Source organism: Nitrosospira sp. CT (assembly GCF_059489795.1).
On the sequence record NZ_JCAHZJ010000066.1, the window covers coordinates 276,047 to 292,414 of the forward strand.

Genomic DNA, 16,368 nt, shown 5'->3' on the forward strand with positions numbered 1-16,368 from the left:
GAAGCCGGAAACCTTCGGGCAATGGCCGCGGCTAACGATCCCCGGCGGATTCCGCTGTCCATTGCACAATGAGAGTTCACTGTTAACTGCATGGAATATCTCCTCATAATAAGGTTGGGCAGATTCTTATGATTATTTCCGGTTTTGTATGCGTGTAGTCGTGACAGGAATGGGAGTTGTTTCTCCTATTGGCATCGGGGTTGACCAGTTCTGGTCAGCAGCTGTCAATGGTGTGAGCGGAATAAAAAGAATAACCAGCTTTGATGCATCGAGCAGGCGTTCCCAAATTGCAGGAGAAGTGGCGGACTTTGATCCTTCAACCTTCCTCTCCCAAAAGTATATCGAGCAAACCGACAGGTTCACCCAGCTTGCCCTGCTTGCTGCGCGTCTTGCTCTCGAGGATGCCGGCGGACTTGATGCTTATGAATCTCGCCGCATCGGGGTGAGCATAGGTTCGGGAATGGGCGGCTTTTCCACCTTCGAATCATCCGCGCTGCGCAAGTTTCGGAACCAGCCGGTACCGCCTTTCACCGTACCACGCACAATGGCCAACTCCGCCGCCGCCTGGATCGCGATCAAGCATGGGTTCAAAGGCATGAACCTGACCTCCAGTACAGCCTGCTCTTCGGGAGCCAATGCCATCGGCGCGGCACTCGATCTCCTGCGTGCAGGAAGAGCAGACGTGGTGATCGCCGGCGGCGCTGAAGCGTGCGTATTGCCGCTCACCATCAACGGTTTTGAGATATTGCATGCCCTGACCACCACTTCCAACGACAATCCAGCCGGAGCCTCGCGTCCTTTCGCAAAAGGCCGCGATGGTTTTGTCATGGGAGAGGGTGCCGGAATACTGATTCTCGAGAAGGAAGAGCAGGCCCGCAGCCGGGGAGCGAAAATATATGCCGACCTTGCCGGCTATGGACAGGCATGTGATGCAACGCATATCGTAATGCCCGACATGGAAGGCCAGGTAGCTGCCATGCGGGAAGCCATCCGTGATGCCGGAATGGAGCCGAATTCCATTGAGTATATCAATGCACATGCGACTTCCACGCCATTGGGCGATACAGTCGAAACGCGGGCGATAAAAAATCTTTTTGGAGCGCACGCCGCCGATATTGCCATCAGCGCCACCAAATCGATGGTAGGACATTCCATTGGCGCGTCGGCAGCAATCGGCAGTATCGCCACCATCATGGCGCTTCATACCGGCACCATTCATCCGACCATCAATCTTGATGAGGCTGATCCCGAATGTGACCTCGATTACACACCCAACGTTGCGCAGAAAAGGAGTGTCCGCACCGGCTTGTGTAACGCTTTCGGATTTGGCGGTAACAATGCGAGCATCCTTTTCACAACCCATGAAGGAAGAGACTAGATATGGACACAGCGGAGATTGAAGCAAAGGTCGTACAATTCATCGCCACAAAAGTCGAGAATCTCGATGCTTCCACTATCAACCGGTCTTCAAAATTTGAAGAGCTTGGACTCGACTCCATGGATACGATCCAGCTTCTGTTTGACGCTGAAGATGCATTTGGCATCAATTTCGATAGCGAGGAAGCAAAGGGATTCAGCACCGTAGGAGACATCGTCTCCTATATCGAAACCCATCAGTCATCAGCAGCCTCCCAATAAAGGATGAGGCGTTACGCAATCCCACTCTTCCCCTCTTCTTTCATTCTCTCAGCCCTCCGATCTCCCCACACGGGTCTTGACGAAGCAGGCTGCGCCCCACTGCCCTTTTCACCTCGTTTTCGCGGAGAGGGTTTTTTTCAACGGCGCAGCCCTCGATTTCGATACCTTTGCTTCCTCCGTCTCTGTCGGGGTTTTAACCTTTGCCTCCTTCACTTCGAACTCGAACCCGATTTTTCCGTCCTTGCCGGCAACGAGATAGGCTGAAAACGGCCTGCCCTTCTTGGAAATAAACTTTGTCAGCAGATCCGTTTTGCCGGTCTGCAACAGTTTCATCACCTGCTCGCGCTCGAGCGGCCGCGAGAGAATGATTTTCCCTATTCTAAAGCTGCATGTGTGCGCAGAACCGAGCGATTTTTCGCAAAGGTAGCTCATGCCGTGATCGAATACCCGACCACTGCACCGGGGACACTTTCCGAGCGTTTCCTGCCCGGAAAAATCAACCTCTTCGGCATCCTGCTCCCCGTCTGCGCCGAAATCGAACTTCATTTCGAACTCATCAGTCAGTTTGATGTTGGCGTTGAACAACCGTCCCATCTTGCTCCGAAAACCCTGGAGAGGTCCCACCTCGCGCCGGGTAATGAGTTGTTCCATTTCCGCCGTTTCAAATTGCCGTCCCGCCAGAATTTTCCATAGCGCGAAATCACATTTCTGGCACTGAAATTTTTTATATGTCTCCTGAATCACGCCGCCGCATTTCGGACAGGGCGACTTGAGCGTCGAAAAATCTCCACTGATGGTTTCACCGCGATGACTTTTTGCCTGTTGCACGATGTGGCTCGTCATCTCCGCGATTTCCGCCATGAACTTGTTGCGTTCGAGCTTTCCCTGTTCGATCTGGCGCAGCTTGTACTCCCAGTCACCCGTCAACTCGGGCGAAGTGAGTTCCGGTACTTTCAACCCGCGCAACAGGGTGATGAGGGAAAAAGCCTTGGCAGTAGGATGCAGTTCCCGTCCCACACGCTGGACGTAGTTTTCCGATACCAGGCCTTCGATAATAGCGGCGCGTGTCGCCGGCGTGCCGAGTCCCTTTGCGCTCATGGCTTCCCGCAGTTCTTCATCTTCCACCCATTTACCCGCGCCTTCCATCGCGGACAGCAATGTGGCTTCATTGAATCGGGGGGGCGGCCGGGTCTGGTTCGAGGCAACCTCAATTTCCTCGGTGATCACCGATTCACCCGGCTCCAGCTTGACCAGGGTCGAACTGTCCTCTGTACCTGAAGGCTGCGCCTCCTTGCCGTAAACGGCCTGCCAGCCGGGATTGACCAGGACCTTGCCTTCCGTCTTGAAGGGCTCGCTCTCCACTCGCGTGATACGGGTGGTAACGAGAAATTCAGCCACCGGATAAAATATCGCGAGAAAACGCTTGACAACAAGATCGTACAGTTTTGACTCCACCTCGTTCAAACCCCGGGCTTCAATGGTCGTAGGAATGATCGCAAAGTGGTCGGAGATTTTTGCATTGTTGAATACACGTTTATTGGGCTTAACCCAGCCTGCGCTGAGAATCTGCGCCGCGAATGCTCCGTATCCGGAGTTTTCGAACGAACCCAGGGTTTCCTTGACGGTGGCAATATAATCTTCCGGCAGGGCCCGCGAGTCCGTGCGCGGATAAGTCAACACCTTATGCTTTTCATATAATGCCTGTGCCAGTGCGAGCGTAGTCTTGGCGGAAAAGCCGAAACGGCCGTTGGCGTCGCGCTGCAAACTGGTAAGGTCATAGAGCAAAGGGCAGGTTTCGGTAGCAGGCTTGCTTTCTTCGGTGACGACGCCAGATTTGCCGAGGCACTTGGCGCGGATAGCTTCCGCAGTCGCTTGATCCCATAGCCGCTCCGGTTTTTGCTCATTGTCTTTTTTGGCTTTCGTGAACGACTCATCGAACCAGCGGCCCTTATAGCTTCCTTCCCCGGCGGAAAACGTTGCATGCACTTCCCAGTAACTGCGAGGGACAAATTTCTTGATGATATCTTCGCGCTCGATCAGAATCGCCAATGTAGGAGTTTGTACCCGTCCCACTGTGGTTTTATGGAAGCCGCCTTCCTGCGAATTGAATGCAGTCATGGCGCGTGTGCCGTTTATGCCCACCAGCCAGTCAGCTTCCGAGCGGCTTACCGCTGCTTCCGCCAATGGCCACACGTCCTCATCATCCAGCAGCTTATTGAAACCCTCCCGGATGGAAGTGGGCGTCATCGATTGCAGCCATAGCCGTTTAACCGGTTTTCTGGTTCCAACATGGCGAGTGATGTAGCGGAAAATCAGCTCCCCTTCCCGGCCTGCATCGCAAGCATTGATCAGCGCGTCCACATCCTTCCGCTTGATGAGCCTGGTCAGAAGCTTCAGCCGCGATTCAGTTTTCTCGATGGGATTGAGGTCAAAATGCGGTGGAATGACAGGCAGATTCGTAAAGCTCCATTTCCCTCGCTTGACTTCGTGTTCAGGAGGGACCGCGAGCTCAAGCAAGTGCCCTACAGCAGACGACACGACATATTCATCGTTCTCGAAGTAGTCGGTATGTTTCGTGAATCCGCCCAGGACACGTGCAATGTCTGCGGCAACAGAAGGCTTCTCGGCAATGATTAAGGTTTTACCCATGAAACTCCTGTAAATATCGCGCGCCCCCACGCGATTCATCAGCATAACAGGTGGCAGGCAAAAATAGATAGCACTGCCACCGACTCGGAACCAAAAACATCATCATGATAGGAATGCCTGTAAACAGGCAAGCTGAGCAGAAAAACAGCCATGCTTCTCCGCGCGGAATCATGCCGTCCGCACCAGTCGCTGCAGCTCCTGCAACCTCTTCCGGTTCCGCGTTACCCCCTCCAGAGCTGGTTGTCACATGGAAACCGTACCCACCTCGAACACTGTAACCTACCGGAGCCGCTGGTAACGCCCGCCGGGAAGACTGGCAACTATGCCATCCAGTTCAAGCGTCAACAGCATCGCCGATACCGTTTCTACCGTCAAGCCGCTACGCATGCAGAGGGTATCGACATCGATGATGTCGTGGCTGAGGTGTTTCAACAGCAAAAATTCTTCTCTTGCAGTCTCATCACCTTCCGGGATGAGGGTGGGAACTCCAGGTGGGCAGCCGAATTCCTCCAGAATATCCCCTGCGCTTTCCACCAGCTTGGCGCCCTGCTTGATGAGTGCATGGCATCCCCTGGACAAGGGCGAGTGGATGGAGCCCGGAATGGCGAATACTTCGCGTCCCTGCTCCAACGCCTGTCGCGCGGTGATAAGAGAACCGCTCTGCAACGCAGCCTCGACCACAAGGCATCCCCTGCTCAGGCCACTGATGATGCGATTGCGACGCGGAAAGTTGCTGCCGATAGGAGGCGTACCCAGCGGAAACTCGGAGACAAGCGCGCCCTTTTCCGCCAACTCATGCGCCAACTTGCGATGGCTTGCGGGATAAACGAGATCCAGTCCGGTACCCACCACGGCAACACTCCCTGCCCTTCCTCGCAGTCCCCCACGATGTGCTGCGGCATCCACGCCAAGCGCCATGCCACTGGCGATGCAAAACCCCGCATTGCTCGCTGCCTCGGCAAAAGCTTCTGCATTGGAAAGACCTTGGGGCGTAGCATTCCGGCTGCCGACAATGGCAAGTATTGGCGTGTTCAGCAGATCGCGCTTTCCTTTGATATAGAGAAGCGGCGGAGGATCGGGGGTATTGAGTAACAGTGCGGGATAATCCGAATCTGCCAGGGTGATGACGGAATTCTGCGGGTCTTCCAGCCATTTGAGCGAAGCGCTCAGCTTTTGCGGGTCAGCTCCCCCGATAATGCTGCCCGCCACCTTCCTTTTAACCACGCGCTCCAATGAAGCCATGCTCGCCGAAAGAATTGCAGCGGGACTGCCAAAAGCCGCAAGCAAACACCTCATGGACTGGTCACCCAGGCCCTCGATCAAATCCAGAGCGAGCCAGGATTCGATATCCGGTTCGATATTCCGCTGCGAAATTACCTGGTCAGGTATTGATGACATGGCCTCTTCATCCCGTAACTGCGGACAGTGGACTTCATTCCTTCACCGCTGCAGAACCCATGGTGATCAACCTGGAGGCAAATCTCCGGTTACCATCATGACAGGACAATCTGATGAGATATAGGAACTTGGCAGTGATTGAAGGTCGGAGAAAAGAAGGTTGCGTAAATCAGGATATAATATATCCGCAGGAATCCTGCGAGGGTGCGGTGGACTATCCGCTATCAGGCATCGCCTTGAATTTTGCATTTAGTTTCTTTTATGTTCAAGCCTTTTTATGGCGTTATTAAAAATATTGCAATATCCTGACGAACGGTTGCACACCATTGCGGCGCCGGTTCCCCAAGTCACCGATGAGATACGCGTCCTGGTGCAGGATATGGCAGAAACCATGTACGCCGCGCCGGGAGTCGGGTTGGCTGCCACCCAGGTGGATATGCACAAGCGCGTTATCGTAATCGATGTTTCCAATACCCAGGACCAGCTGCTTGTGCTGATCAATCCGGAAATCACCGCCCGCGACGGGGAATCGGACTATGAGGAAGGCTGTCTGTCCGTACCTGGGATATTTGGCAAGGTGCGGCGCGCTGCGCAGATTACCGTCGAAGCACTGAACAAGAACGGCGAGCGCTTCACGCTGGATGCCGACGGCCTTCTGGCGGTATGTATCCAGCATGAAATGGACCACCTGCTGGGAAAAGTATTTGTGGAGTATTGGTCGCAGATGAAGCAATCGAGGATTCAGGCAAAATTCCGGAAACAGCGCCGAAAGGTGATGTAGCAGACCGCGTAAAAATTTATATCTTTATTGTGCGTCTCTTGCAAGCTTTTGGTACATTCCACGGCGCATTTCCCTGTTTCCACAGCAACCCCAATGCAACCCGCAATGCGAGATTATCCGGAGAGTTCACTGACCGGCGCCCTGGCAGCGGGAACGGGATGCGAACACTGACAGCCCTTTCTTGCGGTCGAGCGCCTGCTTCTGCCTATCCCCATGAGAATCATTTTTGCCGGAACGCCTCCTTTCGCCGCTATCGCGCTTGAAGCGCTGGCAGATGCCGGACACGAAATTGCACTGGTCCTGACCCAGCCGGATCGCCCTGCCGGAAGAGGCATGAAAAATGTTCCCAGTGCAGTGAAGTTACTGGCGCAAAAGCACGGGTTTGATCTGCTGCAACCCTCCTCCCTCAGGCCACCCGAGTTGCATGCGCAACTCGATGCCATCGGGGCGGATATCATGATTGTCGCCGCGTATGGATTGATTCTGCCTTTCTCCGTTCTGAATATTCCGAAACTTGGTTGCGTCAACATTCATGCCTCGTTACTGCCCAGATGGCGCGGAGCAGCTCCGATCGAACGCGCGATTCTGGCGGGAGACCGGGAAACAGGAATTACGATCATGCAAATGGATCGTGGTCTCGACACCGGCCCCATTCTGCTGGTACGAAGTATTACAATCGCAAAGGAGGATACTGCCGGAACATTGCATGAAAAGCTTGGGCAACTGGGAGCGGCCTGTATCATAGAGGCGTTGGCTTTGTTGCAGCAAGGAAAAATTATCGCCACTCCCCAGAATGATCTGGCGGCGACATACGCCTCCAAACTGGAAAAGGTGGAAGCCCAAATTGACTGGCGGATGGATGCAGAAAACATTGATCGCGCAGTGAGGGCCTTTAATCCTCGTCCCGGCATGCATTCCACCGTGAATGGAATTTCTATGAAAGTGTGGCAGGCCAGCGTAGATACCGCAGAGGCAGATGAAAAACCAGGGGAAATCGTTGCAGTAAGGCCAGACGGAATTGTCGTTGCATGCGGCAAGCATGCCTTGGTATTGGAGATAGTGCAAAAATCCGGAGGTAAAAAATTAAGATCCGCTGAATTCCTCCTGGGGCATTCTCTGCAGCAGGGCGATCGTTTTGAAAGCCGGGAATGATCAGGACCCAGCGCCTGGCCGCCACCGCTGTTGAAAGAGTACTGAGCGGCGCGAGTCTGACAACCGTTTTGCAGGAAACCTGGCGCAGCCACAGCGGCCTCTCTGACCAGCAGCGCGGTGCGATTCAGGATTTAAGCTATGGCGTACTGCGCTTTTATGGTCAACTGGACATATTGCTTGGCTTATTGCTGAACAAGCCACTGAAGGATCAAGGTTTGCGCTACCTGCTGCTGGTGGGGCTGTATCAGCTTCAATACAGCAAAACGGCGCCGCATGTCGTGGTAGACAGCGCGGTATCCGCTTCCTGCAGTCCCTCGATCGATAGCAGGAATAGCAGGAACATGCGGGATCCTCGGCATGCGAAAAGTGTAGGGGGACTGGTCAATGCGATATTGCGCAACTTCTTGCGCAAACGTCCTGCCCTGCTTGAACAAACGGCGGCAACCGATGTAGGAAGGTATTCTCATCCACAATGGTGGATCGACAGACTCCATGCGCAATATCCCTCACGCTATCAGGCTGTACTGGAAACTGCCAATCGGCGGCCGCCCATGGCGCTCAGAGTCAATCGGCGGAGAACAAACGTTGAAGCCTATCAGAACCTGCTGCACAATGCCGGACTGAATGCCCGGCGACTGGAAAACAACTGGGCAGAAGAGGCGCTTGAATTATTTCACCCCGTCCCGGTGGAAAAACTGCCGGGATTTGGTCAAGGCCTGGTATCAGTTCAGGATGTGGCCGCCCAAATGGCAGCGCCGTTATTATGCCCCCGGAGTGGAATGCGTGTGCTGGACGCCTGCGCTGCGCCTGGCGGGAAAAGTGCACATCTGCTTGAGTTGGCCGATCTGGAATTGATCGCAGTTGACAATGATAGCGAGCGGGTAGAACGGCTAAAGCAGAATTTCACTCGTCTCGGCCTCAAGCCTTATCGCATCATTCAGGGCGACGCCATGCACCCGGAGGAGTGGTGGGATGGAAGGCCATTCGATCGCATCCTGGCTGATGTCCCCTGTTCTGCGTCCGGGGTGGCGCGGCGTCATCCCGACATCAAATGGCTGCGGCGCGAAAGCGATCTGGCGCAGTTTGCGGAGATACAACGTAAAACGCTCGATGCCCTTTGGCAAACCCTGGTCAAAGGGGGCAAATTGCTCTATGTCACCTGTTCCATATTCGCAGAGGAAAACGGTCTTCAGGTGGAAAATTTCCTGAATCATCACCCGGACGCTCGTCTGTTGCCCTTTTCCGTGCCAGAAATCGTTGACGGCCAGTTGTTGCCGGATCCCCATCACGACGGTTTTTTTTATGCGTTGCTTGAAAAGCTCTGATTTCCTGGCACGTCTCCTGCGCATGACAGCGACAATGCTGCTGCTTGTGCTCATAGGACAGGCCTCCAGCGCACAGGCGGAAGCACGCATAGAAATCAAGTCGGTCAGAATCAAACCAGTGGAAGGCGCCTACGAGTTTGACGCCGATTTCCAGATTACCCTCAATCACAAACTGGAGCACGCACTGGAGAAGGGTATTGTGCTTTATTTTGTCACGGAACTCGGCCTGGTGAACTCACGCTGGTACTGGTTCGATGAAAGAGTAGGCTATAGCAGGGTGCGCGAAGGGTTGAGCTACTACGCACTGACCCGCCAGTATCGCCTGACGCGAGGGGCGTTGTCACAGAGCTTCGGTTCGCTCAACGAGGCGTTACAGGCGTTAAGCCGCGTGCGGGACCGGCCGATCAATGCGAGTGAAGAATTGATCCCGGATGTGGAATATACCGTGGAATTGCGCATGCGTCTGGACATAGCGGCGCTGCCCAAGCCGTTCCAGGTGGAAACGCTCGGCTCCCGGGAATGGGATCTCGGTTCCGGCACTTTGCGGTGGGATACCCGCCTACCCTCCCAGAAGCTGCAGGATGACGGCAAATGATGAAATACCTCATCATCGCCGGCGTGGTGCTGGGGGCGATCATGCTGTTCCTGCTCGCGAGCGCTGGCGCCGATACCGGGCTTTTTGACCGTAAATACAGGCTTCTGATCAGGCTCAACGCCGGTTTTGTGCTGTTCCTCATGGCAATCGTCGGATACCTGCTATGGAGGCTCAGACGCAGGCTTCAGGCGGGCGTATTCGGTTCCAGGCTGGCGCTGCGCCTGTTGCTGATCTTCTCGCTGATGGCTGTGCTCCCGGGTGTCCTGGTCTATAGCATATCGGTGCAATTTCTGGGAAAAAGCATCGAATCGTGGTTCGACGTAAAAGTGGATCGCGCTCTGGAAGGCGGATTGGAACTGGGACGTAGCATTCTCGACAGCCGGCTGGAAGATCTGTACAGAAAAGCCGATCGCGCCGCGCTTGCATTATCCGAGCAAACGGGGCCCTTGCTGCCAACATTGAACCAGCTCGTCCATCAAACGCAGGTGCGGGAGGCAGTCCTGTTTGATCACGAAGGTAACGTCGTTGCATTTGCACGTGCGGACACGAGCGAAACCGTGCCTGCCGGGCTCAGTACGACGTCAATGAATCAGATCAGGGCTGAGAGCAGGTACAGCACGATTGAGTCAATTCCCGGGGAGGGTTTGTACCTGAAGGTATGGTCACCTATCGATGTTCCCGGCGTAAGAAACAATACGCGCATTCTGCAGTTGACGCAGCCCGTGCCGAAACAACTGGCAGAAGATGCAGAAATAGTACAGGCAGCCTATCGGGACTACCAGGAATTGCTGCTGTCGCGCGAAGGTCTCAAACATCTCTACGGAGTGACCCTGACGCTCGCACTGCTGCTCGCGCTTTTCTCTGCCCTGGCCGCCGCATTCCTGATCAGCGAGCGGCTCAGCGCCCCTCTGGGAATGCTGGCGGAGGGCACGCGAGCGGTAGCACAGGGCGACTTCAGCAGACGTCATCCGGTACGGAGCCGCGACGAACTGGGTGTACTGACCGAATCATTCAATCTCATGACCCAGCAGCTGGAGGAAGCGCGGATAACTGCCCAGCACAATCAACAGGAAGTGGAAAGTGCGAGAGCTTATCTGGAAAATATCCTGGCCAATCTTTCCTCGGGCGTCCTAGTATTCGATGAAAACCTGCACTTGCGCACAGTCAATCTGAGCGCAGAGCAAATCCTGAACGTTCCGCTGCCCGCCTTGGAAGGATTGACGATCGAGGAATGGGCGACGCATGAATCCGGATTGAACGCTTTCGCATATGGAATTCTGGAAGGATTTCACTCGGAAATAAAGGGCGAGTGGCAGCGCCAGGTGGAGCGAACGAGAGAGGGCATGCGTCAGGTCCTGCTGCTCCGGGGAACATGGCTGGCGCATGTGCCGGGCGGAGGAGGCGTCGTCGTGTTCGACGACATCACCCATCTGCTGGAAGCCCAGCGCGCAGCAGCCTGGGGAGAAGTGGCGCGGCGTCTGGCGCATGAAATAAAGAATCCCCTGACCCCGATACAATTGTCCGCCGAACGCATACAGCACAAACTTGCCGCGAAGCTGAATGACAATGATGCACAAATTCTGCAGCGCTCCACCGAAACGATCGTCAATCAGGTGGAAGCGCTCAAAAGGATGGTCAATGAATTCAGCGAATACGCGCGCGCCCCTGAACCCGAGTTTCACCTTCTGGATTTCAATGCGCTGGTACGGGAAGTACTGGCCTTGTATGAAAGCCCAGCCACAGCAGCGCCGGATAATCGGCAACCGCCCATCGATCTGGTTCTGGCGTCCGACCTGCCGATGATGAAAGGGGACTCCGCGCGACTGCGCCAGGTGATACACAATCTCCTGCAGAATGCCCAGGATGCGCTGGCCGGTTTGGCTCAACCCGCAATCATGATACAAACGGAAACCCTGACCTCAGGAATACGTTTCACCGTCAGTGATAACGGCGGGGGATTTCCTGAACAGGTGAGAGCACGGGTATTTGAACCCTATGTGACAACAAAACCGAAAGGAACCGGACTCGGTCTTCCCATTGTAAAAAAGATAATCGAAGAACACAGGGGAACGATCCAGATTGAAAATATGCGGCCGCACGGTGCGCGTATTTCAATCATACTCCCCGTCTCGCCGGACAAGCTCGTGGTTTCTCTCAAGGATAGATGGCTCCGACCGATCGCGGGCAAGCCTGCGCTTTCACTTTCCTGTGAAATGCAGTCAAAAGAATGAGAGGCAAGGCTTGACGTTCAATTTCATTTCCGTGGCAAGCAAATCCATTCCTGGAATTATGAGCAACAATACGATACTGATCGTCGACGATGAAATCGGCATCCGCGAGCTTTTGTCCGAAATCCTGCGCGATGAAGGTTATCGCGTCGCCCTGGCGGAAAACGCCGCACAGGCACGCGCTTGGCGGAAACAAGCTCGTCCTGATCTGGTATTGCTGGATATCTGGATGCCGGATACTGACGGCATCACCCTGCTGAAAGAATGGGTCAGCAGCGGACTTCTCACCATGCCCGTTGTAATGATGTCAGGGCATGGCACAATCGACACTGCGGTAGAAGCCACGCGTATGGGGGCAGCGGCCTATCTCGAAAAACCGGTACCGCTGCAAAAACTGCTGAGCACAGTCGGCCGCGCATTGCGCAGTGGACAAGCCAAACCACGCATGACGCTTCCCCTGGCGAGCCTGGGACGTGGTGCGCTGATTACAGACCTGAAAAGACGACTGGAACAGGTTGCCAGCCTCACGACACCGGTGCTGCTCATAAGTGAACCGGGGACTGGCGTGGATCTGTGTGCCCGCTTTCTGCACCAGCCGAATACACCGTGGGTAGAACCCGATACCCTCGCCGCCCTGTCGAATGCTCCGTTTGAGTTACTTGAACAGGCAAAAGGAGGATTGCTTTTTCTCAAGGAGATCGGCGAGCTCAACAAACTGGCGCAAAAAGGACTGCTGCTGCTGCTGGGCAAGCTGGAAAGATACAGTGTCCGGCTCGTATGCGTGACCTCCATGCCGCTTGCCAGGCTGGCGGCCCAAGGGGCCTACGACCCAAGACTGTATGAGATGCTGAGCGGACTTTGCATTAACGTGCCCGCATTGAGGGAGCATCGGGAAGATATTCCCGATCTCGCGACCCAGATACTCTCGCGTTACATCGAATCGGGAGACGTCCCGTTGCGACAGTTCAGCACCGCTGCTCTCAACTGCCTGCGAAATCACGACTGGCCGGGAAATCTCGCACAACTGACAGGCGCAGTGCATACCCTCGCCCTGACCTGCACCAGCGATGAAATATCGGCAGAAGACGTAAAGCAGATGCTGACCCCTTCCTCGCCTTCACAGGCAGTGGGAGGCATACCACTCGACATACCGTTGCGTGAAGCGCGGGACATGTTCGAAAAAACGTATTTTGAACAGCTTATCGAGCAGGAAAACGGCAATATGACCCGAGTGGCGGAACGCGCCGGCCTGGAGCGCACCCATTTGTACCGCAAGCTCAAGCTGCTCGGTATCAGACTGCGCGGCAATTGAGATTCATTCTCTACAATCGGACTTGTCATATTGTCTGACATCCTATCTTAAGCGATAATGATGGTTTTGCCGACCCGCACCGCTACTTGAGCGGTGTTTTTGTGTGCGTATAAATTGTTGAGCTAGGAGTTCATGTTCATGGGAACATTTCGAGATTTTGAAGCGCCGGTATTCAAGAACCTGACCAGCGCCATTCGTGCACTGGCGATGGATGCCGTGCAAAAAGCCAACTCGGGGCATCCGGGAATGCCTATGGGCATGGCTGAGATCGCTGAGGTATTGTGGATACACCACCTACGCCATAATCCGGCAAATCCGAAGTGGGCCGACCGTGACCGCTTCGTTTTGTCCAATGGGCATGGATCCATGCTCATTTACGCCCTGCTGCACCTCACGGGCTACGATTTGCCGATGGAGGAAATCAAGCGCTTCCGTCAGCTTCATTCCAGGACTCCCGGCCATCCGGAATATGGTTATACACCGGGCGTCGAGACGACCACAGGTCCGCTGGGCCAGGGGATCACCAATGCTGTGGGAATGGCTCTGGCAGAGAAAATACTTGCCTCGGAATTCAACCGTCCCGGCTTCGATATCGTCAATCACCATACCTACGTATTCCTGGGCGATGGCTGTCTGATGGAAGGTATTTCCCATGAAGCCTGCTCGCTTGCAGGCACATTGGGACTGGGCAAGCTGATCTGTTTTTACGACGACAACGGTATTTCCATCGATGGACATGTGGAGGGCTGGTTCACAGACGACACACCCAAACGCTTCGAAGCCTATGGCTGGCATGTTGTGCCGAATGTCAACGGACATGACCCGGTAGCGGTAGAAGCCGCCATCGAGGCGGCCAAGCAGGCGGTGGACAAACCTTCCATGATCTGCTGCAAGACCGTGATCGGGATGGGCTCACCCAACAAGGCAAATACTCACGAGGTGCATGGCGCAGCACTGGGCGACCTGGAAATAGCTGCCGCGCGTCCGCACATCGGCTGGAATCACCTGCCATTCGAAATCCCCGAGGATGTCTACCAGACCTGGGATGCGCGCGCAAAAGGGCAAAGACTGGAAGACGGCTGGAATCACAAGTTTGCGGAGTACGCTGCGAAATACCCGGCTGAGGCGGCCGAGTTCAGCCGGCGGATGGCAGGCGAACTGCCGGAGGGATGGCAGGAGCACGTGGATGCGCTGGTCGCGCGTGTTCATGCGAAGGAAGAAACCATTGCAAGCCGCAAGGCATCGCAGAATGCGATTGAAGGACTGGCGCCCAAATTGCCGGAACTGGTCGGCGGCTCGGCAGACCTGGCCGGATCGAATCTTACCCTCTGGTCGGGTTCAAAAGGCATCGCCCGGCAGGATGGCGGCAACTACGTATATTACGGCGTGCGCGAATTCGGCATGAGCGCCATCATGAACGGACTGGCGCTGCATGGAGGAATCATTCCTTACGGCGCCACCTTCCTCATGTTCTCCGAATATGCGCGGAATGCGCTGCGCATGGCTGCTCTGATGAAAATACGGTGCCTGTTCGTATTCACCCATGATTCGATCGGCCTGGGCGAAGATGGACCTACGCACCAACCGGTGGAGCAGACGGCGACATTACGCTACATCCCCAACATGGATGTATGGCGCCCGTGCGATACGGTCGAATCAACCGTTGCCTGGGCACGGGCAATCGATCGCAAGGATGGGCCCTCCACACTGATTTTCAGCCGCCAGAACCTTCCCTTTCAGAAACGCGATGCGAACACGATCAAGCTGATCGACAAGGGCGGCTATATCCTGTCGGAAGCATCTGACAACCAGCCGCGGGCAGTCATCATTGCCACAGGTTCGGAAATCGGCCTGGCGATGATGGCGCAAAAAGCGCTGGCCGAAACGGGAATTCATGTGCGCGTCGTTTCGATGCCCTGCACAAACGTATTCGACCGTCAGGATGTCGATTATAAAAACAGCGTGCTGCCCAAGGGTATAGGGCGCGTGGCGGTGGAAGCAGGCGTGACGGATTACTGGCGCAAGTATGTAGGCCTGGAGGGAGCAGTAGTCGGTATCGATACCTTCGGCGAGTCCGCGCCGGCTGGAGAGCTGTTCAAGCACTTCGGCTTCACCGTTGAGAATGTGGTAAAGGCGGTAAACAGCGTCATTTAATTCTGACCAGTTGCCAGCCGAAACGCGGAGGAAATTTTCTCCGCGTCCGGAGTTCTTTTTTTATCCAAGGAGTGTAAAACATGACAATCAAGGTCGGTATCAATGGATTTGGCCGTATCGGGCGAATGGTTTTCCGCGCGGCAGTCCAGAATTTTCCGGATATTGAAGTCGTTGCCATCAATGATCTGCTTGAGCCCGACTACCTCGCCTATATGCTGCAGCATGATTCCGTGCATGGCCGTTTCAAGGGGGATGTTTCGATCGAAGACAGTACGCTCATTGTCAATGGCAAAAAGATACGGCTGACGGCGATTAAAGATCCGGCTGAGCTGAAATGGGGAGAAGTCGGTGCTGAAGTCGTGGTTGAGTCAACCGGCCTCTTCCTCACCAAGGAAAGCTGTCAGAAACATATTGCCGCGGGTGCCAAGAAAGTCATCATGTCTGCGCCGTCGAAAGACGATACACCCATGTTCGTATATGGAGTGAATAACGATACGTATGACGGTCAGGCGATTATTTCCAATGCCTCCTGCACCACGAACTGCCTCGCTCCCGTTGCAAAGGTATTGAACGACACCTTTGGCGTCAAACGGGGCCTGATGACGACGGTTCACGCCGCCACCGCAACCCAGAAGACCGTGGATGGTCCTTCCAACAAGGATTGGCGCGGTGGCCGGGGTATTCTGGAAAACATCATTCCCTCCTCTACCGGTGCGGCAAAAGCCGTTGGCAAGGTTATCCCCGAACTCAATACGAAGCTCACCGGCATGGCTTTTCGCGTTCCGACCTCTGATGTTTCCGTGGTGGATCTTACCGTTGAACTGGAGAAGGAAGCCAGCTACGAAGAGATCTGCGATGCCATGAAGAAGGCGTCCGAGGGATCAATGAAAGGTGTGCTGGCCTATACGGACCAGAAGGTTGTTTCCACCGATTTTCGGGGCGAAAGCGCAACCTCGATCTTCGATGCGGAAGCGGGAATGGCTCTGGATGGCAATTTTGTAAAAGTGGTTTCCTGGTACGACAACGAGTGGGGCTACTCCAGCAAGATTCTGGAGATGGTCCGCGTTGTGGCTAGCAAGTAGCAGAGGACGAATTCGTCACAAGGGGAAGAAACCCGGGATCGTTTTTCTTCCCCC

Annotated in this window: 12 protein-coding genes; 10 read left to right on the forward strand and 2 right to left on the reverse strand. The window is 54.9% G+C overall.

Features of this window, described 5'->3' with window-relative positions:
• Nucleotides 1-148: 148 nt before the first annotated feature.
• A complete protein-coding gene (gene fabF, locus AC52W5_RS12710; protein WP_495671249.1) occupies nucleotides 149-1,378 on the forward strand; it encodes a beta-ketoacyl-ACP synthase II in 1,230 nt (409 codons plus the stop codon).
• Between the two features lie 2 nt (nucleotides 1,379-1,380).
• On the forward strand, nucleotides 1,381-1,638 hold the full coding sequence (locus AC52W5_RS12715; RefSeq protein ID WP_107760978.1) for an acyl carrier protein: 258 nt from the start codon (nucleotides 1,381-1,383) through the stop codon (nucleotides 1,636-1,638).
• A 108-nt stretch (nucleotides 1,639-1,746) separates the two neighbouring features.
• On the opposite strand, the gene AC52W5_RS12720 is transcribed toward AC52W5_RS12715, so the two are convergent.
• Both AC52W5_RS12720 and dprA read right to left on the reverse strand, forming a co-directional pair.
• A complete protein-coding gene (locus tag AC52W5_RS12720; protein ID WP_495671250.1) occupies nucleotides 1,747-4,287 on the reverse strand; it encodes a DNA topoisomerase III in 2,541 nt (846 codons plus the stop codon).
• A 279-nt stretch (nucleotides 4,288-4,566) separates the two neighbouring features.
• Nucleotides 4,567-5,685 carry a DNA-processing protein DprA gene (gene dprA / locus AC52W5_RS12725; protein WP_074972581.1) on the reverse strand — a complete coding sequence of 373 codons (1,119 nt, stop codon included), beginning with the start codon at nucleotides 5,683-5,685 and terminating at the stop codon, nucleotides 4,567-4,569.
• A gap of 277 nt (nucleotides 5,686-5,962) precedes the next feature.
• Between dprA and def the strand changes: the two genes are divergently transcribed.
• The 8 genes from def (at nucleotide 5,963) to gap (ending at nucleotide 16,314) form a co-directional block, all read left to right on the forward strand.
• Nucleotides 5,963-6,466 (forward strand): peptide deformylase, encoded by a 504-nt coding sequence (def, locus tag AC52W5_RS12730; RefSeq protein WP_495671251.1) that lies wholly within the window; start codon nucleotides 5,963-5,965, stop codon nucleotides 6,464-6,466.
• Between the two features lie 213 nt (nucleotides 6,467-6,679).
• A complete protein-coding gene (gene fmt, locus AC52W5_RS12735; RefSeq protein ID WP_495671252.1) occupies nucleotides 6,680-7,618 on the forward strand; it encodes a methionyl-tRNA formyltransferase in 939 nt (312 codons plus the stop codon).
• Nucleotides 7,615-8,943, forward strand: coding sequence for a 16S rRNA (cytosine(967)-C(5))-methyltransferase RsmB (gene rsmB / locus AC52W5_RS12740; RefSeq protein ID WP_495671253.1), 1,329 nt, complete (start codon nucleotides 7,615-7,617; stop codon nucleotides 8,941-8,943). Before fmt ends, rsmB begins: the two co-directional genes overlap by 4 nt.
• A gap of 22 nt (nucleotides 8,944-8,965) precedes the next feature.
• Nucleotides 8,966-9,538, forward strand: coding sequence for a DUF4390 domain-containing protein (locus tag AC52W5_RS12745; RefSeq protein WP_495671254.1), 573 nt, complete (start codon nucleotides 8,966-8,968; stop codon nucleotides 9,536-9,538).
• Nucleotides 9,538-11,769, forward strand: a complete 2,232-nt coding sequence (locus AC52W5_RS12750; RefSeq protein WP_495671311.1) for a sensor histidine kinase — start codon at nucleotides 9,538-9,540, stop codon at nucleotides 11,767-11,769. The genes AC52W5_RS12745 and AC52W5_RS12750 overlap by 1 nt, the downstream gene beginning before the upstream one ends.
• A 58-nt stretch (nucleotides 11,770-11,827) precedes the next feature.
• Nucleotides 11,828-13,078, forward strand: a complete 1,251-nt coding sequence (locus AC52W5_RS12755) for a sigma-54-dependent transcriptional regulator (protein WP_495671255.1) — start codon at nucleotides 11,828-11,830, stop codon at nucleotides 13,076-13,078.
• Nucleotides 13,079-13,216: 138 nt separating this feature from the next.
• The gene (tkt, locus tag AC52W5_RS12760) at nucleotides 13,217-15,232 is read left to right on the forward strand and encodes a transketolase (RefSeq protein WP_113066724.1); all 2,016 of its coding nucleotides are present in this window, start codon (nucleotides 13,217-13,219) and stop codon (nucleotides 15,230-15,232) included.
• Between the two features lie 80 nt (nucleotides 15,233-15,312).
• Complete coding sequence (gap, locus tag AC52W5_RS12765; protein WP_074972593.1) at nucleotides 15,313-16,314, forward strand: type I glyceraldehyde-3-phosphate dehydrogenase; 1,002 nt, start codon at nucleotides 15,313-15,315, stop codon at nucleotides 16,312-16,314.
• Nucleotides 16,315-16,368: the final 54 nt, after the last annotated feature.